The sequence below is a fragment of the Eubacterium uniforme genome (assembly GCF_900167115.1).
GTDB lineage: Bacteria > Bacillota > Clostridia > Lachnospirales > Lachnospiraceae > Eubacterium_S > Eubacterium_S uniforme.
In genome coordinates this window covers 204357-224944 of sequence record NZ_FUXZ01000002.1, presented here as the reverse complement: position 1 = coordinate 224944, position 20588 = coordinate 204357, and the positions used below count along the sequence as shown (strand labels likewise).

Genomic DNA, 20588 nt, shown 5'->3' with positions numbered 1-20588 from the left:
TCGCAATATAGTCTATTTATAAAGCGTTAATTACTACAATATTTAGTGATAAGTGATAGATTATTGTCCTTTTTTATATTCATCACAAGATTGTTTTAACGAAACTGCATGAGCCTTATCAGTATCCGTCAATTTCTCGTTACCACTTATTCTCATAAGCTCAGCTATTGATTCATCATAATCTAGTTTTGTAAGTGTTGTATATGTGTTATTATCAATTACATTTTTATCAATTCTTAAATGCAAATCGGCCATTGCAGCTATTTGAGCAAGGTGTGTTATACATATAACCTGTCGATATTTTGATACATCACATAGTTTTTTAGCAACCATTGAAGCTGTTATTCCGCTAATTCCGCTATCAATCTCATCAAATATCAATGTATCTACATCATCAACACTTGCAAGTACTGTCTTTATAGCAAGCATAATTCGTGATAATTCACCACCTGAAGCAACTTCGTTAATTGGTCTAATATCGCTACCAGGATTAGTTGAAATCATAAATATAACTTCATTATTACCTTTTGCATTAAAATCATCCTTATTATTAACCACAATATCAAATTTAACATCAAGGAAATTAAGTTCTAATAATACATCTGTAATTTTTTCTTTAAGAACCTTAGCTGTTTTAATTCTAATATCAGTTAATTTATCACATAATGAAATGATTTCACATTTGCATTTTTCTATTTTCTCTTCATGTTCTTTTAATCTATTATCATAATCTAAATAAAAATCAAGTTGTTCTTTCTTTTCATTTAGATAGTTTATAATACTTTCATAAGTATTACCATATTTCATCTTAAGGTGATTAATCTCATCAAGTCTTTCACTTACTTCGGAAAGCCTTTCTTCATCTACACTTACATCTTCTAATTTTTGATATAAATCTCTAGTTAAATCCTTGCATAAGGAATCAAGTTCATATAAAGAATCCTTAAGATCTGATAGACCATCATCATATTTATAAGCATCATTAACATATGATAATGCATCCTCAAGTGCAGAACTTACTCCACCATTATCACCTTGTAATATGGAATAAGCCTTATTTAAGTCTTCGCATATATCAGTTCCACTATTTAGCTTTTTAAATTCTTCTTCAAGAGCATCATCTTCATCCTTCATAAATATCTTTTGATCAATTTCATTAGTCTCAAACTGAAGAATATCTATTTCTCTATTTTTACTACTCTCATCAATGTTAAATTCATCTTTTAATTTTTGCAAATACTTATATTCTTCATATAAGTCCTTTAATTTTGTAAGAATAGGCTTAGTTTTATCCTTAGCATATTCATCCACTATGTCTAGGTGTGTTTCTTTACTTAATAATTTCTGGTGCTCATGCTGTCCTGATATATCAAGCATATTAAGCATAATGTTTTTTAAATCCTTAACAGTAACTGTAAAACCATTAATTTTAGAAATGCTTTTATTATTATTTATCTTTCTGCTTACAATTATAATATCATCACTTGCATCAATATCGTATTTGCTAAGAATTTCACGTAAAGAATCATTATTCTCAAATATTAATTCAACTAAAGCACTTTCCTCTTCATTTCTTATAATATCTTTTGAAAACTTAGCTCCAAGGGCAATATTAATAGAGCCAAGTAATAAAGATTTACCGGCTCCGGTTTCACCTGTTAATATATTAAGTCCTTTTTCAAAGGATACATCTATGTCTTTTATTAATGCTAAATTTTTTACATGTAAACTTAGTAGCATATTACTCCTATCTGTATTTTGTAAATAAAATTATGATATGATTTTTTCTATTTTAGTAATAACTAATGCAGCAAGCTGAGCGTTCTTTGCCGCACACATGATTGTATCATCACCTGCGATACAACCCATAATTTCTTCAAATTTTAATGCATCAAGTGCAGCGGCTACTGCCATCGCCATACCTGAAACAGTTTTAATAACAATAATATTTTCGCCATGATCCATTGAAATAAAACCATCTTTTAAGATGCGAATATACTTGTTGTTATCAGAGAAATCCGTTGTTGAACCTACTGTATACTTAGATCCATTACTAGTAGCGACTTTAGTCAAATTAAGTTCTTTAATATCTCTTGAAACAGTTGCCTGAGTAACATTAAAGCCTTCTTTGATAAGTATATTTGCAAGTTCTTCCTGGGTTTCTATATCATATTTGTTAATGATTTCTATTATCTTTCTATGTCTTTTATCCTTCAAGTTATCTATCCCCCATTTTTTCATTTAGAACTTCAATAAAACTTTGATCGCTTAATTTTATAATCTTAGTATAATCATTTGACTTTCTGATTTTTACCTTATCACCTGTTCCAAGTTCAATTCGAAAATCTCCATCAAATGATATACCGCATTTATCACTACTGCCTCTAATTTCATTTATTTTAATAGTAATTTCATCATTAGTTGAAAGAATTACAGACCTAGTATTTAATGTATGTGGATACATAGGTGTAATTACAATAATTTCAGCTTGAGGATCAACAATTGGACCTCCGGCTGATAAGTTATAAGCTGTAGAACCAGTAGGTGTTGATATAATAACACCATCAGCAGGATAAGTTGTAAGGAATTTATTCTTTACCAAAACACTTAAGTTAAGCATACCTGCAATTCTGCTTATAACAATATCGTTAAGGGAAATACTAGTAACGAATCTTTCGCCCTTTTTATGTACTTCACCTTCAATCATCATTCGTTTTTCAATTGTATATTCATCATTTATAAGTTTATCCATCATCTCTTCAACCTGGTCTGGTTTAACTTCTGATAAATAACCTAATGTTCCTCTGTTAACACCGATAAAAGGTACGTTAATTTCAAACAAATCTCTTGCAGCCTGAAGAAGTGTTCCATCACCACCAACTGCAATTACACATTCAATATCTTTAGATACTTTATCAGGATTAGTAAATTTATACCTTCCTTCTAATCTGTCAACATCAGCAAGAGTAATCTTAACATCTTCATGTTTCTTCGCATATTCTAAAATCTGCGTACCAATTTTCAATTTTGAGTCTTTTGATTTATTTGTAATAACTAGAAAATTCTTCATGTTAACTCCTTATAAATGAAAATTAAAACAATTGCATCTATTTATCAAGTGTATCATGAGCATTATTTACAATATCTTTTGATTTTTCAAGGAATGCTTCAACATCATTATCTGCTCTATACTCTTCTTCGTTTGATTCTTTCTTTAAATGTATAAGATATTCGATATTTCCTTCAGGTCCCTTAATTGGAGAGAATTCAATATCTAATAGTTTAAAACCTAATTCATTTGAAAAGTTTACAACTTTCTCTATAACTTCAAAATGTACCTGTGGGTCTCTTACAACCCCCTTTTTACCAACTTTTTCTCTTCCAGCTTCAAACTGTGGTTTGATTAATGCAACAACTTCGCCACCTATATTAAGAAGATTCTTTACAACTGGTAAAACAAGTGTAAGTGAAATAAAAGATACATCAATTGAAGTAAAATCAATTAAGTCAGGTATATCCTCATTAGTTACATATCGGATATTAGTTTTTTCCATGCATACAACTCTTTCATCGTTACGAAGTTTCCATGCAAGTTGTCCATGACCTACATCAACAGAATAAACTTTAATAGCTCCGTTTTGAAGCATACAATCAGTAAATCCGCCTGTTGAAGCACCAACATCCATACAAATTTTATCTTTTAAATCTAAATTATAATTATTAATGGCTTTTTCAAGTTTGAGTCCACCTCTAGAAACATAGGGAAGAACGTGGCCTCTTACTTCAATATTTGCATTAACATCAAACATTGAACCTGCCTTATCTTCTTTTTGATTTTCTACATAGACATTTCCACTCATAATAATCGCTTTAGCCTTCTGTCTGCTTTCGCATAAGCCTTTATTTACAAGCAATACATCGAGTCTTTCTTTCATAGTATTTTTTTTATCCTTTCATAAATGGACTCGCCATCAATTTTTAAAACTTTTCTTAAAGTATTTATATCACCTTGTTTAACAAATTTATCTTCGATTCCGATATTTAATACCTTTGGAATATTAGTAAGTCCTTCATTTTTCAAATCATTAATATATTTTAATATGGATTCACCGTAACCACCACTTATAATACCTTCTTCAACCGTGATAACATAATCAAATCTATTAACAACATCTTTAATCATGTCTTTATCAAGAGGTTTAATAAATCTAGCATTTATAAGTTCAGGATTATATCCATCTTCTATAAATTTATCAACACATTTTTTTGATTCTTCTATCATGTTACCTACATTTATTATTGCAATCTTTTCACCCTTCTTTAAGCATATGCTTTTACCATATTCAAATTCTGTAATTTCATCCGAATAAACATCACAAGCATAACCTCGGCTATATCTAACCGCAATAGGTGCTTCAAAAGATGCTGAGTATTTAACAGCCATTTCTAATTCTTTTGCATTAATTGGTGCGATAACAGTCATATTAGGTACACTTAATAGATAGGAAATATCAAATATACCTTGATGTGTTTCACCATCCTTACCAACCAATCCGGCTCTATCAACCATAAACTTAACTGGAAGTTTTGGAATACAAACATCATGTATAATCTGGTCATAAGATCTTTGTAAAAATGAAGAATAAACAGCGAAAAACGGTTTTAAACCAGTAGTTGCCATACCAGCTGCGAATGTTACCGCATGTTCTTCAGCTATACCAACATCTAAACATCTATCAGGAAATTTCTTTTTGAATCTTGAAAGTCCTGTTCCGTCAGGCATCGCGGCAGTAATCGCCATAATCTTTTTATCTTCATAAGCAAGATTAGAAAGTGTATTAGCAAATACATCCGTATATGTTAATCCTTTCTTCTTAGTTTTTAACTCACCAGTTTTAACTACAAAAGGTGCAATTCCATGAAACTTTGATGGATTGCTTTCGGCATATCTATAGCCTCTTCCTTTCTTCGTTAGAACGTGAATTAAAACAGGATGATCAATCTTTTTAGCTTCGCCAATTATATTTACAAGTTTTTTAACATCATGTCCATCAAATGGTCCAACATATGTTATACCCATATCTTCAAAAAGCATACCTGGTATAAATAATTGTTTAATACTACTCTTAGTTTTAACAATTTTATCAACAAGAGTATCACCAATTACTGGTACTCTATGAAGAGTTTTCTGAACGCCGGCTTTTAAGTCATTATAACCTTCACCTAGTCTTAAATTATCAAGATAACTTGACATACTACCAACATTCTCTGAAATAGACATCTTATTATCATTTAAAATAATAATAAAGTTTCTATTTACCATGGCAGCATTATTAAGTGCTTCAAAAGCCATACCGCCTGTAAGTGCACCATCTCCAATAACGCATACAACTGTACCATCTTCACCTTTTATCTGCTGGCCCATAACTATACCAAGACCTGCTGAAATAGATGTAGAACTATGTCCAGTATCAAACACATCACATGGACTCTCACTCATTTTAGGAAATCCACTAAGACCACCAAAACTTCTAAGTGAATCGAATTCATTCATTCGACCTGTTAATAATTTATGAGTGTAACTTTGATGTCCTACATCCCATATAATTTTATCTTTCGGTAAATCAAGCGCTAAATGAAGCGCCATGGTAAGTTCAACGGTTCCTAAATTAGATGCAAGATGTCCACCTGTATTACTTACTTTATGTACAAGAAATCTTCTGATTTCTAATGCTAATTTTGAATAATCCTTTGGCTTAATTTTTTTAATATCATTAGGCCCTTCAATCTGTTCAAGAAACATCAGTTCACCTCTTTGCTCAGATAATAATATAAACTCCTAAATAATTATTTACTTCTAACAGTAAGATAATCTAATAATTCATCTAAGAATGGATTAGGATTACCAACATTACTTAATATTTCTTTTGCATCATTTATATAATACTCAACTTTTTTCTTGGCCTCTTCAACTCCATAAATAGTAACATAAGTTGTTTTATTATTCTTTTCATCACTATGAAGTGGCTTACCAAGTTCTTTTTCATCACCAATCACATCCAACACATCATCCATGATTTGGAATGCCATACCGATGCTACTTGCTGCATCTTCAATATCTGATATTTCATCTTCTGAGGCACCACCTAATATAGCACCCATTGACATTGCTGCTTCAATTAACGCTCCAGTTTTATTTTCGTAAATATAGTCAAGCATATCTAAATCCATATCCTTGCCTTCATTCTCTATATCAGATGCCTGACCACCTATCATACCAGAATATCCAGCATTTCTTGCAAGAACTTCTAATGCATCAATAGCTAAATCCTTATTCTTTGACTCCTTAATTGAACTAATACCAATTTCAAATGCGTAGTTAAGTAAAGCATCTCCTGCTAAAACGCCCATAGCTTCACCGTATTTAGCATGAGTTGTAAGTTTACCTCTTCTGTATTTATCATTATCCATGGCTGGTAAATCATCATGAACAAGAGAATATGTATGAATATATTCAATTGCAGCCATAAATGGAATTAATTCATCAATATCAAAATCAAACTTTCTAGCAGTTTCCATGATCAAGATAGGACGAAGTCTTTTACCACCAGCCATAACACTATAGTCCATCGTTTCTATGATTTTACTCATGATTCCAATATTAATTGGTACATAAGATTTAATTATTTTATCAGCAAATTCAGCCTTTTCTTTTAATAAGTTTTCAAAATTACTCATTTTCCAATACCTCTATATCCTTTTCAACTTTTTCGATTTTTTCATTACACTCTTTAACAAGCAATAAGCCTTCATTGTATAATTTAAAACTGTCTTCAAGTGAAATATCATCACTATCCATCTGTTCAATTAAACCATCTAATTTATCATATATATCTTCAATACTTAACTCTTTTTTATTCGCCATTTCATCACCTTTCCTTAATGTCTGAAATCTGACTTTTTATAATACCGTCCTTAAGAGAAATTGTAAGTTCATCGCCTATTTTAACTTCTTTTGCACTCTTAAGACCTTTATTATTACTATCGCTAACATAGGCAAATCCATTACCAATTTTATTAAGTGGTGATTTCCCTTCAAGTTTAGTAGCAATAATACTTAATCTATTTCTATTATAAATAATCTTATCATGCATAAGTTTTGATAAGTCACCTTCGTACTGCATAAGCTTATGCTTTTTAAGATTAATAATATTCCTTGGACTTTTTGATTTAATTAATTTTTCATATGATAAAACCTTATGTTTATTTAAATCAATTTTATTATATAAATGCTGTTTTAATGTATATTCAAAAGATTCAAGTTCTTCAATGAATTTTGAATATTCAAATACTGCTATTTCAGCAGCTGCAGATGGTGTTGGTGCTCTTAAGTCAGATACAAAATCAGCAATTGTATAATCAGTCTGATGACCAACAGCCGAAATAATAGGCGTATTACATTCAAAGATTGCTTTAGCAACTATCTCTTCATTAAATGCCCATAAATCTTCAATGGATCCACCACCACGGCCAACAATAATAACATCAAGATTTAATTCATCAAGTGTTTTTATACCATTAACTATGTCAGGCGCAGCTCCATCACCTTGAACAAGTGCTGGATATAAAACGAGTTTTACATATGGGTTACGTCTTTTCGAAACATTTATAATATCTTGGATTGCAGCACCAGTTGGTGATGTAACAATGCCAATGTTTATTGCATATTTTGGTATTGGAGATTTATACATGTCATCAAACATGCCCATCTCTTCAAGTTCTTTCTTTAATTGCTCATATCTTTGATATAATTCACCCTGACCATCAAGAGTAATTGTTCTTGCATAAATCTGATACTTACTATTGCCTTTATAAGGTTCTATGCTTCCAGTAATAATTACTCTTAAGCCGTCCTTAAGTCTAAATTTTAAAGAAGCAGTACTTGATTTAAACATTATACCATCAAGTACTGCGTCACCTTCTTTAACAGAAAAATATATATGTCCACTACTATGATATTTGAGATTACTAATCTCACCAATAATCGAAACACTCTTTAACATATAATCCTGAGTGAACATATTCTTTATATATTGACTTATCTGGCTTACAGTATAAACACTTGCCATAAAGCCTCCTTAAACTAGTTTAGCTAAAATACCATTAACGAAAGATGTCGAACTACTTCCACCATACTTTTTAGCAAGTTCAACAGCTTCATTAATTGCAACTTTAGTTGGTACGTCATCATCCTTTAAAATCTCATATAAAGCAAGTCTAATAATAACTAAATCAACTTTACTCATACGATCTGTCTTCCAACCAGTAGCTACTTCATTTATTTTTTCATCTAAAGAAGGAATCTCATCCATTACAGCAAATGCTCTCTTTTCAATGAAATCTTTCTCATCTTCAGATACTTTTTCAAAATTCTCTAGATACATTGCAATCTGAGAAGGCATATCATCCTTATCATGAAATTCCTTGCAATATAACATAACAAAAGTTTTCTCTCGTAATTCACTTCTACTCATAAATGGGATAGTCTCCTTCTGGTATTATTCTTCCCCTATACCTAATACCTTAACATTAACTCCAATAACGCTAAGACCTGTCATGTTTTCAACAGTAGTTTTAACTTTCTCCTGTACCTTAGCTGATACTTCAGGGATATTTGAACCGAATTCAACGTTAATAGCCACAGAAACAGTAACATTACTTTCTTCAACTACAACTTTAACACCCTTAGATAATTTTTTCATTCCAAGTTTAGAAATAAGTTCAGCTGTAACACCACCGGCTAAAGAAATAACACCTTTAACTTCTGTTGCAGCAAGTCCAGCTATTGATGCAACAACATCATCAGCAATCTGAACTTCACCAATATTTCCACCTTCATATATTTTATATGTATTACGTTCTTCCATTATATTTAAACCTCCATTACTATGCGTGTTTTTCCTAAAAGTATACCTATTAAATTATACCTAATTTAGCATGTTATTGCAACCAAAAATCACAAAAAATTAATTGTCACATATTAAAAAGCCAAAAGTGTAATTACTACGCTTTTGGCTTTTTAATCCTACTTCTTTTAACTTACTTGATCCCCCATAGATTCCTTTCTTTTAGCTTTAAATAATCATCATAAGCTTTTTCAAGAATCTGTCTTTCATTAGCGAACTTAAGTAGGTGGTAGGCTTCGTGATATTTGTAATATCCTGAGTCAAAGAAATACTCTTCTTTCTGTGGCTTTGAATGATAACTATCAGCCATCATCAAATACCAATGTACTTCCTTGTTAACCTCACCTTCAGGAACATTAAAAGTATAACTACTAGTATCAACATACTTCATGATAGTAGCACTTACACCGGCTTCTTCAAATACTTCTCGAAGTGCCGTCTCTTTATGATCCTCACCTGGTTCTACTGTTCCTTTTGGTAAAACCCAACCCTCATATCTGTTTTTAAAATTTTTGTATAAGAGTAATACTTTACCTCTAAATATTACAACACCACCGCAACTTGTCGCATTAATCATCTTATGCCTCCTTGTCATGAGGTGTTTACAAACTTAAGATTATTATAAACTATGAGCAAATATAAATCAATGCAGTTTAACTTTATTTAAAATATTGGTCAAAGACTTTTCCAGCTGCTTCTGTTGCTGAAGCTGATCCTTCCGATACATTTTCAATAACCACACAGATGCATAGTTTTTTACCATCTTTTTCCGCACCACCTACAAACCAAGAATTAACTTTATCAGTTTCTTTATTAAGCTGGGCAGTACCTGTCTTACCATAAGCTTCATATTTTTTATTATTTAATATTTTAGCTGTACCCTGTGTAACAACAGCCCTCATATATTCCATAAGAGTTTCTGATTCGCTTTTTGAAAATACACGACCATATGATTCCATATCAAAAGATTTTACAACTTTGCCTTCGCAGTTTTGAATCTTATCGACAATATGAGGCTTGATAAGGTATCCTCCATTAGCAATAGCATCAACAATAGTAACCATATGCATAGGTGTAACTAAAGTTTTACCCTGTCCAATTGCAGTCTGAGTAATATCAAACTCTGAATCTGTAGATGTAAGACTAAATTTACTTTGAGTAGTTTTTAAATCAATTGGTATTTGTGTATTAAAGAAAAATCTATTTTCCATATTCCATGAAAACTTATCGATATCTAGTTCTGTACCAATTGTAGCAAATGCTCCATTACATGAATTAGCGAAACTTTCCTTTAAATCTTCGGTTCCATGAGCCTGATTGCCATAACATCTCATCTTATATCCTTTAAAAGTCTGTGCACCCGAACATTTGTAAGTAAATTCACTATCATCACCATTTTCTTTTAGATATTCAGCAGCTGTAAAGATTTTAAAAGTCGAACCCGGTGTATATAAACCTTGAGTTACACGATTTAAAAGAACTGTAGATTTTGTATCTTTTGATAATAATTCATCCCACATTTCACCAACTTTATTTGGATCAAAAGTAGGTTTAGAAACCATTGACAAAATCTTTCCAGTTTCAGGATCAATTGCAATTATGGCACCATCATTTTCACCTAACGCATCATATGATTTCTGTTGTAATTTTCTATTAAGTGTCGTGACAACATTATCACCATCTAATTTGCTACCAGAAAATTCATTTCGAATTTCTTTAAAACCATCCACACTAGAACGTAATAAGTCATAATTATATGCAAGTTCAATACCTGTTTGACCATAATTATATAAGCCTACAGCATGAGCAAATAACTTACCAAAAGGATAGATTCTTTCTTCTTTACCATCTTCTTCTTTTGTATAAGCTAATATTTCACCGGAATCACTTAAAATGCTACCTCTTACAACAGTTTTTGAAAAGGTATCATATCTTTTATTATATTCATTTTTAACTATTTTTTTACTTTCAACAGAAACAAAATATGCGTAATATATTCCCATGGCTATAAAAAGCAATGAAAATATAACCATAGTACTAACTACAACTTTATTAGTTTTTTTGTTAGCAGTAATTTCACTTGCAGTGTTTCCGTTTTTATCAACTTTAACTCTTCTGCCTCTTCTACTTGTTGGTCTTCCCGTTTTGCCTTTAGCAGAATTATATCTTGTATTTCTTGACTTATTAACATTTGATTTATTGTTATTCGTCTGTTTATTAGTCACTTTAATCTCCTCTACTAAATTCCTCTTTATAATTTATTTCTTTTTAATCTGACGCATTGCCTTTTTGGCAGTTTTATATTTGTTATTATCAGTAAAATCACTGTAACCTACCGTTACATCTTCAACATCACTTTCATTAACAGCATTCTTTTCCTGGCTTCTTGCTAAAACAGTAATACCCTGAATTATTGAAAATACAATAATTGTACCAAGAATAGAACTACCACCATAACTAACAAGTGGTAAAGTAACACCAGTACTTGGTATCATTTTAATACTTCCGCCAATTGTTAGGAAAATCTGTACAACATAAGCTATACCAAATCCATATGCAATTAATTTATAAAAGAACTTCTTTTGAATAACCGCTGTTCTAATAAATGCTACAAAACAACTCATGCAAACAAGTATTAATAATAAAGCAAATATGCCACCAAATTCTTCGGCAATTGCGCTAAAAATAAAGTCCTTTTCAACTACAGGAATTTTATCTGGCATACCCTTACATAGACCTGTTCCAAGCCATCCGCCAGCGCTAATAGCAAATAAAGATTGGGCAATCTGATAACCTTCATTATCGATTATTGACCAAGGATCTTTAAATGCAGCAACTCTAACTCTTACGTGAGCAAAAAGCTTATACGCTATAATTGAAGCTCCTGTTCCACCAGCAAGGCCTGCAAATAAATATAAAAACTGACTTGTAGCAGCATATAACATAAATAAATAAACCAAAAAGAATATAAGTGCTCCACCTAAATCCTTTGATAAAACTAAAATAATAACATATATACCAGCAAATACCGTGGTTATAAATATATGTTTAAATCTGGTTGATTGACTAAGCATACCAGCTATAAAAAATACAAAAAATATCTTAGCGAATTCAGATGGCTGAAATGAAAAACCCAATATTCTAATGTTAATCATCGCACCAAATACTGCTCTACCTAAAACAAACACGATTCCAAGCATTACAATTCCAATAATACCGTAAACATAAGTTAAATCCTTAAGTAATGATATTTTACTAATCATAAATGGAACTATGATTGTAAGAGTTGTAGCAAAACATGCTATGTAAAACTGCTTTAAGCATTTATCATAGTTAAGTCTTGTAATCATAACGAAACCAATAGCAATAAGCATACACATATTACTTAACAACAATCTGTTAAGTGTGCTATAAAGCATTGGGAATACAGCAAGAACAATTATAAAATATAATAATTGCAAGCCATATAAATTAATAATTTTTTGCTCTGGTTTATTTATGTATATAACTAAAAAACCAGTAAAATGAAGTAAGAATATTAAAATATTCTGACTATTATAAATGTTTTTTATATTCTCTTTAGTCTTTGCACCTGCAGCCTGAAAACACATTATGGAATAAATAGCCATATATGTAATCATTAAGTACTTAGATAGTGCAAGAAAAAAACTCTCCATAACTCTTCCTTTCTCATATTATTTCTTATATAAATTTTTCATGTTTTATTTCACACCTCTTAAGAAATGTCCTCTTGTAAAATTATTATTTTCAAAGAATATATAATCACTTTTTTCACCACTATATAGCAATCTAGCATAACTAGTAATAATGTCAATTATTTCTTCAATACCTTCATCTGTAAATTCTAGTCGTAAGTACTTATTATTAATATCAAGCACTTTATCAAATACACCATATAAAGATGTAGGTACACTATTATAAATTGTATTTTGACAGTATCTACAGTTAGTAGCAATTTGAAACTTATTATTTAAGTCGTCTTTTATATATCCTTTTTCACATTTATGCGAACAACCCTTGGTATTTCTAATAACACAATTAGCTGATACCATAACTGGCATTTTACCATAAACAACTAATTCTTCATTATAATTTGAAATAAGGTTTTTAATCTGTTCATATCTTAATTCTAATGGAAATGTTAAGCATAAATTGTTATAAGATTTATTGATATTTTCATCGTTAAAAAGCTCTTTATTTTCGCTTATAAATTCATCAATACAATTGAAACTATACGAATTAAAAGTATAAATGGTATTATCAAAAATTAAATCTAAATTTTTATTAATGTTTTTAATTATATTATTAATAATAAAGTATTCTTCATAACTCCTTATTAAAAAACCATCAATATCATTATTAATTAGCTCATTGATAGAATCCATAAACATCTTTTCTTTTTCAAAATGTAAAAATCTAATACATGCATAATATATCTTCTTATTTCTGCTATGAGCCATTTTTAAAAATTTATAAAATTTTTCAGGTTTTTCAAAAATAAAATCCTCAACATAGATATCAAAATCAATATCTAATTCAATTATATTTTCAAGTTGATTAAAATCATTAACTAAAACTCTTAATCTTTTATCTTTATTTTTGCAATTATTTAAATCTTTTAATTTATTAAAATTATTTATATCTTTAGATAATTCATTTTCAAATTTGTAATCAACTATTCTATTAGTAACATATTTCTGATTAATGATTTCAGTTATTCTATCTACACATTCTCTTTTTAATTGTTTTAGATTACCAACAGATAAGAATAAACCACTTTCTAAATTAACATTTATTTCTTTTGCAATATACAAAGTATTACCAAGTTTTGATAATTGCTTTTCTACTTCATTAGCATCTAATTCTCTATTAATAGCTAAATCTGGTGTAATACTTTCAAATTCTGTGATAATATATTCTTCATACTTTCTTAAAGCAGTAACCTTAACTTTAATTGGAGTATCTTTTTTTATCACAACATCTATAATTAAATCTTCTCTTTTATTATTTTCAATAAAGGATTTATTTAAATAATCAGTTAAGGATTTATTCTCTGCTCTAAATTTTGGTTTAGTTAAAGACATCATGCTTTTATCACAATGAATTTTATAATAACTTTCATTAAATCCATTTCTATTAAATAGATCTAATAAGTTATTATAATCATCATCCTTAACTTCATATTTCATTTTTCCACTATCAATACTATCTTTATTGGATAGATAATAATCTATGTACTTTCTATATATGCTAACAACACCAGCAACATATGTAGGTTTTTTCATTCGGCCTTCAATTTTAAGTGAATAAACACCACTATTAATAATTTCTGGAAGAATCTTTATTGTACACATATCCTTAGTACTTAATAAAGTGGATTTGTGTTCTTCAAATACATAATCCTTTCTACAAGGCTGTGCACATCGACCTCTGTTTCCACTTCTACCACCAATAACCGAACTTAATAAACACATACCTGAGTAACAATAGCATAATGCACCATGAATAAAACTTTCAATTTCAATATCAACATTTTCACTAATGTCTTTTATACCTTCAAGAGATAATTCTCTAGGAGTAACAACACGAGAAGCACCTAGTTCTTTATATTTTTTTGCGGTTCTTTTACCGTTAATTGTACTCTGTGTACTAATATGAATATCAAGATTTTTAAAGTTATCTTTTATAAATTTAAATACCCCCATATCCTGAACTATGACTGCATCAAGTCCAGCTTCGTATAAAGGTAAAATATAGTCATATAAATCTTTTTTTATTTCATCATCTTTTAAAAGAGTATTTACAGTTAAATATATAAATGCTTCATGAATATGCGCATAATTAATAGCCTCAATAAGTTCATCCTTATTTAGGTTATTAGCAAATGCTCTTGCACCAAATTTATTGCCACCAGTATATACCGCATCAGCCCCTGCATTAATGGCTGCTTTTATACATTCTAAATCACCTGCAGGAGCAAGTAATTCTACTTTTCGTGTAATATTCATAAATCACCTGTAATCAATAAAATATTCTCATAAAAATATAAACGGTCAAATAACACGTTTGACCGTTTAAAAAGCAAATATATAAAATTAATTATTCCTCAACCGGAGTGTCAGTCTTTTTTGTAGTTCTACGTGTACGCTTCTTAGGTTTTTCTTCTTCATCTACAGAAGCTTCTTTAGCCATAATCTCTAAAGGTGTTTCCACTGTTTCTTTCTTTACGGTAGTCTTTCTAACTCTAGTTTTTTTAGGCTTTTCTTCAACTGCATCTTCAACAGTAGTTTCAACACTTACAGGTGCTGAAACACTATTTTCCATCATAGTTTCAATCTTTATAAGTCTCTTTTGATATTCAACAACTCGTTTATTATAATCAGCATTTTCCTTAGTTAAAGTATCAAGTTTAACCTGTAAAGCTATAAGTTCATGTCTTAGGTCATATATTTGTTTATCTTTTTCTTCAACATCATTTTCAAGCATATCTGCCTGCTTTTTTGCCTTAAAATAATCATCTGCAATATTGATTTCTAATAAAGCATGCTGAAAGTCTCTATTCTGTCTTCTGTAAACGTCGTCTTTTTTGTATTCTGTTATTTTTGTATTAAGATAAGATGCAATCTTTTGTAGATAAGCATCACTTTCAAATCCACTAAGCGTGAAGATTTTACCATCTATAATAACATCAACTGCATTCTTTGATGACATACATTACCCCTCCGAATAATTTTGATTTACATAACTAATTCCATTATACATTATTTCAGCGTAAATGCAACAGTTTTTTGACATAAAAAACTCAATATATAGTGCTTATTCACCCATGCTTACCCCAAGATGTTTATATGCAGCTTCAGTTACTACTCGTCCACGTGGTGTTCTATTGATAAAACCCTGTTGTAATAAAAATGGTTCATATACATCTTCTATTGTTCCAGCATCCTCTCCTAAAGATGCAGCAAGTGTATCAATACCAACTGGCCCACCAGCAAATTTATATATAATAGTTTCTAATATTGACTTATCACCCTTATCAAGACCAAGGGAATCAATTTCCATTAAATCTAAAGTACTTGAAACAACATCCTTTGTAATAACTCCATCAAATCTAATTTGTGCATAATCTCTTACTCTTTTTAAAAGTCGATTTGCAATTCTTGGTGTACCTCTTGAACGTTTTGAAAGGTCTGATGCAGCATCTTCATTGATATCAACATCTAACAATTCAGATGAACGAATAATAATCTCCTTAAGTTCACCAGGAGTGTAATAATCTAGTTTATAAGATATACCAAATCTATCCCTTAGTGGCGCTGTAAGCATACCTGCTCTTGTTGTTGCACCAACTAATGTGAATTTTGGAAGATTAATTCTAACAGATCTACTACCAGAATCCTTACCAATAACTACATCAATATAAAAATCTTCCATAGCTGAATATAAAACTTCTTCTACCTGTCTATTAAGTCTATGAATCTCATCTATAAACAAAACATCACCTTCAGATAAGCCATTAAGAATAGCTGCTATTTCACCAGGTTTTTCAATAGCCGGACCAGATGTAGCTTTCATTTTAACACCCATCTCATGAGCAATTATTCCAGCAAGTGTTGTTTTACCAAGTCCCGGCGGACCATAAAATAAAATATGATCCAAGCTTTCACCTCTTCTTTTAGCAGCATCTATTGAAATTTGTAAATTTCCTTTAAGTCTTTCCTGACCAATATATTCTGATAAATATACAGGTCTTAAACTCTTTTCGATTTTAATATCTTCACCAGATATATCTGTATTAAGTGTTCTTCGTTCCATATTAACCTACCATATATAAATTTATGATTATAAATAATATAAATCTATTATTTATAATTAAATATTTATTATCTTGTATTAATTTATAATTTTTAATGCTAATGATACAATATCTCCAGCTTCATATGAATCTTTAATCTCAACTGAAGAAACAGCTTTAAGAGCCTGCGACTTTCCATAGCCTAAAGTAACAAGTGTTTCAATTGCATCGTTAATAGCGCTATTACCAGCTGAACTCTGGTTGCTTCCATCTGAAAATCCTGCAGCAGTTCCTAATATATCTTCTGTATCAAACTTATCTTTTAATTCTAATATTATTTTTTGTGCTGACTTACTACCAACACCTGGAGCTTTTGAAATTGCTTTACTATCTCCTGAGATAATTGCAGTAATTAAATCCGATGTTGTTAATGTGGACATTATAGATAAAGCACTCTTAGGTCCAACACTATTAACAGTAATTAGTTTTTTAAATATATTTAAATCTTCACGACTTAAAAATCCAAATAAAGTCATGGCATCTTCTTTAACATGAAAATATGTATGAAGTTTAACATCCATGCCAATTGTAACTTCAGATACAACATCTGATGGAACTAAAATTTCATATCCAATTCCGTTGTTTTCAACTATTACAATACCTTCCATAAGGTCAGCAACTTCACCTTTTACAAAAGCAAACATATAATCCTCTTTTCATATAAAATATATAATTAATAAAATATATAACTGATAAAATATCTTTTTAAAATTCAATATTTTTCTTATACAAATACTACAATAGTATAACGTAAAATATATATTTTTTCAATGTAACAATAAAATGCATAAGTAAAAAAATAAGGCTAAAAATATTATTAAATTTTATATTTTTAGCCATTACATTTATCTAAATATATATTTACTTTTATAAAATCTACTTCTTATAATCAAACCATTTTTTCATAGTGTCTAATATCGTAACTAGTTCCTCTTCTTTTATCACATACGGAACCATAGCATACATATATTTTAAAAAGGTTCTACTAAATACTCCATTATCATATGCAAACTTTTTAAATCCTTCAAGTGTTTTTTCATCATAAACTTCAATACATACGCATCCACCCATAATTCGAATTTCTTTTATTCTTGGATCATTAAATCCTTTCATTTCTCGCCTTGTTATATTTTCAATATTCTTTATTCTTTCGATGTAATTATCTCTTTCAAATAATTCTATGGATTTTAAAGCAGCTGCACAGGCTAATGCATTTCCCATAAATGTTGGTCCATGCATAAATGCTTTTGTATCATCATCACTTAAAAATCCATCAAAAACTTTTTTATTTGCTACAGTTACAGCATGTCCTATATAGCCACCTGTTAATGCTTTACCTAAAACTAATATATCTGGCAAAACCAAGTCAGCAACAAATCTATTACCTGTTCTACCAAAACCTGTAGCAACTTCATCAAATATTAATAAAACATCATACTTATCGCAAAGAATTCTTGCCTTCTCTAAAAAACTAATATCATACATAAGCATTCCGCCAGCACCTTGTAATAGGGGCTCAACTATAAAGCATGTTAATTTATCGCCATATTCAGCAAATGCGCTTTCTAACGCATCAATTTTTGTTGGAATATGAATTACACCTTTTTTCTTTTCGTTATTATCACCAAACGCAAAATGATAATCAACATCATCACCAACTTCCATTGCCTTAAAAGTATCACCATGATAAGCATGCTCTAATGCTAAAATCATTTCTCGATCACTTCCACGATTTGTATTAAATTGTAGTGCCATCTTTAATGCAACTTCTACTGCTACACTTCCTGAATCAGAAAAGAAACAATAATCCAAATCTCCAGGTAACCAACTTGCTAATTTGTCTGATAATTTCAACACATTATCATGTGTTAATCCACCAAGCATCACATGAGCAAATTTTTCAAGTTGGTTATTAATAGCCTCATTAATTTCAGGATGATTATATCCGTGTATAACACTCCACCAAGATGATACTGAATCTATTAAATCATGATCATCTTCAGTATATAAATGAACTCCTTTAGCATATTTTATTTTTATAGGTTCACTCATTGTTTTCATTTGAACATATGGATACCAAATCATTTTAATCCTCCATAATTAATTTATTTATTTCAATATTTATATCGACGTCGTTTTTACTAACTGTTGATAATACTGGAATTTCTGTTTTAATTTCACACATTTTTTTATTATCTTCTTCCATCAAATCGCCTTTATGAAAATTATTTAATATAATACCTTTTATTATTATATTGATATTTTTCATATATTCATATGTTAATACTGTACTATTAATAGTACCAAGTCCAGCATCTGCTACAATTAAACATGGAAGATCCAATAATTTAATAATATCTTCTAACATTATAGTTTTATCATCATATCTAATCGGACAAATTATCCCTCCGCTACCTTCACATACAACAAAATCATATTCATCACATAATTTATCATATTCTTCTTTGATTACATCTAAACATACAGGATTTCCTTCTAATTGTGATGCAAGATGAGGAGATATTGCTTTTTCATAAACATATGGGCACATACTTTCAAGTGGTTGCTTTATTTTAGAAACCTCTTTTATATGTAATGCATCTCCTGGAATAAGTTTTCCATTCTCATCTTTTTCATTGCCACTCATAGCAGCCTTAAAATATGCAACATTTAATCCTGCTTCTTTTAATTTTTTAACTATTAAAGCTGTTACATATGTTTTTCCAACGTCTGTTCCTGTTCCAGTTATAAATAAACCTTTATTCATTTTTTTCCTCCTTTTTCCTCCTTGATGATAATCCCAATTCATTAATCATATTAATATCATCGCTAATTCCATTTCCAGAAGTTGTAAGCATATCTCCTGTAATCGCAGCATTTGCTCCTGATATAAAAGCAGTTTCTCCGCAATTACTCATAAGATTTCTACCAGCTGCTAATCTTATGTCAGCTTCTGGTAAAATAAATCTAAACATAGCTATTGTTCTTAAGATTTCATCTTCGGTTATTCGTTCTAGATTTTCTAATGGAGTTCCAGGTATTGGAATTAAAGCATTTATAGGAACTGAATTAATTCCTTCTTCAGCAAGTGTTAGAGCCATATCTATTCTATCATCCATGTTTTCGCCGATACCAATTATTCCACCTGAACACACTTCTAAACCAGCAGCTTTTGCCCTTCTAATGCAGTTAATTTTATCTTCAAATGTATGTGTACTACAAATAATTTTAAAATTATTTCTAGATGTTTCAATATTTGAATGATATCTTTTTACTCCTGCCTCAACTAAACTTTTAAACTGATTATCTTCTAACAACCCAAAAGAAGCACATAGTTTAATATTTGTTTCTTCTTTTAACGTTTTATAACAATCAATTGCTTTAGTGAATTCATTTCCACTAAGTTTTTTACCAGCAGTTACTATGGCAAATCTATCAACACCTTTGGATTCGTTATGTTTACATTCCTTTAGAATTCTTTCTTTATCTAAGAAATCATAGGTTTCAATATTTGTATTATGATGTATGGATTGTGCACAGAATTTGCAATTTTCACTGCACTTACCACTTTTACCATTTATAATCGTGCAAAAATCCACATAATCTCCACAAAAATAGTTTTTTATATCATTTGCTGATTTGCATAATTCTTTTAAGTCTACTGTTTTAAAGAAATTTAAATCATCTTCTCTATTTAATCTTCTACCATTTATTATTTCTTCTTTTAGTTTTTTAATATCCATATT

At 29.9% G+C, this 20588-nt stretch carries 20 protein-coding genes; all 20 read right to left on the bottom strand.

Annotated elements, in window-relative coordinates:
• Positions 1–60 precede the first annotated feature (60 nt).
• The 20 genes from recN to bioB all read right to left on the bottom strand — a co-directional run bounded on the left by recN (position 61) and on the right by bioB (position 20579).
• Positions 61–1740, bottom strand: coding sequence for a DNA repair protein RecN (gene recN, locus B5D16_RS00895; RefSeq protein ID WP_078765068.1), 1680 nt, complete (start codon positions 1738–1740; stop codon positions 61–63).
• A gap of 30 nt (positions 1741–1770) precedes the next feature.
• Complete coding sequence (argR, locus tag B5D16_RS00890) at positions 1771–2217, bottom strand: arginine repressor (protein ID WP_078765067.1); 447 nt, start codon at positions 2215–2217, stop codon at positions 1771–1773.
• 1 nt (position 2218) lies between these two features.
• Positions 2219–3070 (bottom strand): NAD(+)/NADH kinase, encoded by an 852-nt coding sequence (locus B5D16_RS00885; RefSeq protein ID WP_078765066.1) that lies wholly within the window; start codon positions 3068–3070, stop codon positions 2219–2221.
• Positions 3071–3107: 37 nt separating this feature from the next.
• Complete coding sequence (locus tag B5D16_RS00880; RefSeq protein ID WP_078765065.1) at positions 3108–3935, bottom strand: TlyA family RNA methyltransferase; 828 nt, start codon at positions 3933–3935, stop codon at positions 3108–3110.
• Positions 3932–5803, bottom strand: coding sequence for a 1-deoxy-D-xylulose-5-phosphate synthase (dxs, locus tag B5D16_RS00875; protein ID WP_078765064.1), 1872 nt, complete (start codon positions 5801–5803; stop codon positions 3932–3934). The genes B5D16_RS00880 and dxs overlap by 4 nt, the downstream gene beginning before the upstream one ends.
• Before the next feature lie 44 nt (positions 5804–5847).
• Positions 5848–6738: a polyprenyl synthetase family protein gene (locus B5D16_RS00870; protein ID WP_078765063.1), complete on the bottom strand. Its 891-nt coding sequence runs from the start codon at positions 6736–6738 to the stop codon at positions 5848–5850.
• Positions 6731–6925 carry an exodeoxyribonuclease VII small subunit gene (gene xseB, locus B5D16_RS00865; RefSeq protein WP_078765062.1) on the bottom strand — a complete coding sequence of 65 codons (195 nt, stop codon included), beginning with the start codon at positions 6923–6925 and terminating at the stop codon, positions 6731–6733. The genes B5D16_RS00870 and xseB overlap by 8 nt, the downstream gene beginning before the upstream one ends.
• A 4-nt stretch (positions 6926–6929) precedes the next feature.
• Positions 6930–8129: an exodeoxyribonuclease VII large subunit gene (xseA, locus tag B5D16_RS00860; protein ID WP_078765061.1), complete on the bottom strand. Its 1200-nt coding sequence runs from the start codon at positions 8127–8129 to the stop codon at positions 6930–6932.
• Between the two features lie 9 nt (positions 8130–8138).
• Complete coding sequence (gene nusB, locus B5D16_RS00855; RefSeq protein ID WP_078765060.1) at positions 8139–8534, bottom strand: transcription antitermination factor NusB; 396 nt, start codon at positions 8532–8534, stop codon at positions 8139–8141.
• Positions 8535–8558: 24 nt separating this feature from the next.
• On the bottom strand, positions 8559–8927 hold the full coding sequence (locus tag B5D16_RS00850) for an Asp23/Gls24 family envelope stress response protein (protein ID WP_200803900.1): 369 nt from the start codon (positions 8925–8927) through the stop codon (positions 8559–8561).
• Between the two features lie 172 nt (positions 8928–9099).
• A complete protein-coding gene (locus tag B5D16_RS00845; protein WP_078765058.1) occupies positions 9100–9543 on the bottom strand; it encodes an NUDIX hydrolase in 444 nt (147 codons plus the stop codon).
• A gap of 82 nt (positions 9544–9625) precedes the next feature.
• Positions 9626–11191, bottom strand: a complete 1566-nt coding sequence (locus tag B5D16_RS00840; RefSeq protein WP_078765057.1) for a peptidoglycan D,D-transpeptidase FtsI family protein — start codon at positions 11189–11191, stop codon at positions 9626–9628.
• Positions 11192–11224: 33 nt separating this feature from the next.
• Positions 11225–12643 (bottom strand): FtsW/RodA/SpoVE family cell cycle protein, encoded by a 1419-nt coding sequence (locus tag B5D16_RS00835; RefSeq protein ID WP_078765056.1) that lies wholly within the window; start codon positions 12641–12643, stop codon positions 11225–11227.
• A gap of 45 nt (positions 12644–12688) precedes the next feature.
• Complete coding sequence (locus B5D16_RS00830; protein WP_078765055.1) at positions 12689–14995, bottom strand: peptidase U32 family protein; 2307 nt, start codon at positions 14993–14995, stop codon at positions 12689–12691.
• Positions 14996–15086: 91 nt separating this feature from the next.
• Positions 15087–15698 (bottom strand): cell division protein ZapA, encoded by a 612-nt coding sequence (locus B5D16_RS12755; RefSeq protein WP_078765054.1) that lies wholly within the window; start codon positions 15696–15698, stop codon positions 15087–15089.
• 105 nt (positions 15699–15803) lie between these two features.
• A complete protein-coding gene (gene ruvB, locus B5D16_RS00820; RefSeq protein WP_078765053.1) occupies positions 15804–16802 on the bottom strand; it encodes a Holliday junction branch migration DNA helicase RuvB in 999 nt (332 codons plus the stop codon).
• A gap of 78 nt (positions 16803–16880) precedes the next feature.
• Positions 16881–17486, bottom strand: a complete 606-nt coding sequence (ruvA, locus tag B5D16_RS00815) for a Holliday junction branch migration protein RuvA (RefSeq protein WP_078765052.1) — start codon at positions 17484–17486, stop codon at positions 16881–16883.
• 232 nt (positions 17487–17718) lie between these two features.
• Positions 17719–18927: an adenosylmethionine--8-amino-7-oxononanoate transaminase gene (bioA, locus tag B5D16_RS00810; protein WP_078765051.1), complete on the bottom strand. Its 1209-nt coding sequence runs from the start codon at positions 18925–18927 to the stop codon at positions 17719–17721.
• 1 nt (position 18928) lies between these two features.
• On the bottom strand, positions 18929–19609 hold the full coding sequence (gene bioD / locus B5D16_RS00805) for a dethiobiotin synthase (RefSeq protein WP_078765050.1): 681 nt from the start codon (positions 19607–19609) through the stop codon (positions 18929–18931).
• A complete protein-coding gene (gene bioB, locus B5D16_RS00800) occupies positions 19602–20579 on the bottom strand; it encodes a biotin synthase BioB (protein WP_200803905.1) in 978 nt (325 codons plus the stop codon). Before bioB ends, bioD begins: the two co-directional genes overlap by 8 nt.
• Between the last annotated feature and the right edge of the window lie 9 nt (positions 20580–20588).

What these genes read in the sequence shown, in the direction of transcription:
- B5D16_RS00885 (WP_078765066.1), bottom strand. Translation starts at nt 3,070, where the DNA reads ATGAAGAATTTTCTAGTTATTACAAATAAATCAAAAGACTCAAAATTG.
- B5D16_RS00835 (WP_078765056.1), bottom strand. Translation starts at nt 12,643, where the DNA reads ATGGAGAGTTTTTTTCTTGCACTATCTAAGTACTTAATGATTACATAT.
- xseA (WP_078765061.1), bottom strand. Translation starts at nt 8,129, where the DNA reads ATGGCAAGTGTTTATACTGTAAGCCAGATAAGTCAATATATAAAGAAT.
- bioD (WP_078765050.1), bottom strand. Translation starts at nt 19,609, where the DNA reads ATGAATAAAGGTTTATTTATAACTGGAACAGGAACAGACGTTGGAAAA.
- B5D16_RS12755 (WP_078765054.1), bottom strand. Translation starts at nt 15,698, where the DNA reads ATGTCATCAAAGAATGCAGTTGATGTTATTATAGATGGTAAAATCTTC.
- B5D16_RS00845 (WP_078765058.1), bottom strand. Translation starts at nt 9,543, where the DNA reads ATGATTAATGCGACAAGTTGCGGTGGTGTTGTAATATTTAGAGGTAAA.
- ruvB (WP_078765053.1), bottom strand. Translation starts at nt 16,802, where the DNA reads ATGGAACGAAGAACACTTAATACAGATATATCTGGTGAAGATATTAAA.
- B5D16_RS00880 (WP_078765065.1), bottom strand. Translation starts at nt 3,935, where the DNA reads ATGAAAGAAAGACTCGATGTATTGCTTGTAAATAAAGGCTTATGCGAA.
- xseB (WP_078765062.1), bottom strand. Translation starts at nt 6,925, where the DNA reads ATGGCGAATAAAAAAGAGTTAAGTATTGAAGATATATATGATAAATTA.
- B5D16_RS00850 (WP_200803900.1), bottom strand. Translation starts at nt 8,927, where the DNA reads ATGGAAGAACGTAATACATATAAAATATATGAAGGTGGAAATATTGGT.
- nusB (WP_078765060.1), bottom strand. Translation starts at nt 8,534, where the DNA reads ATGAGTAGAAGTGAATTACGAGAGAAAACTTTTGTTATGTTATATTGC.
- ruvA (WP_078765052.1), bottom strand. Translation starts at nt 17,486, where the DNA reads ATGTTTGCTTTTGTAAAAGGTGAAGTTGCTGACCTTATGGAAGGTATT.
- recN (WP_078765068.1), bottom strand. Translation starts at nt 1,740, where the DNA reads ATGCTACTAAGTTTACATGTAAAAAATTTAGCATTAATAAAAGACATA.
- dxs (WP_078765064.1), bottom strand. Translation starts at nt 5,803, where the DNA reads ATGTTTCTTGAACAGATTGAAGGGCCTAATGATATTAAAAAAATTAAG.
- bioA (WP_078765051.1), bottom strand. Translation starts at nt 18,927, where the DNA reads ATGATTTGGTATCCATATGTTCAAATGAAAACAATGAGTGAACCTATA.
- B5D16_RS00870 (WP_078765063.1), bottom strand. Translation starts at nt 6,738, where the DNA reads ATGAGTAATTTTGAAAACTTATTAAAAGAAAAGGCTGAATTTGCTGAT.
- B5D16_RS00830 (WP_078765055.1), bottom strand. Translation starts at nt 14,995, where the DNA reads ATGAATATTACACGAAAAGTAGAATTACTTGCTCCTGCAGGTGATTTA.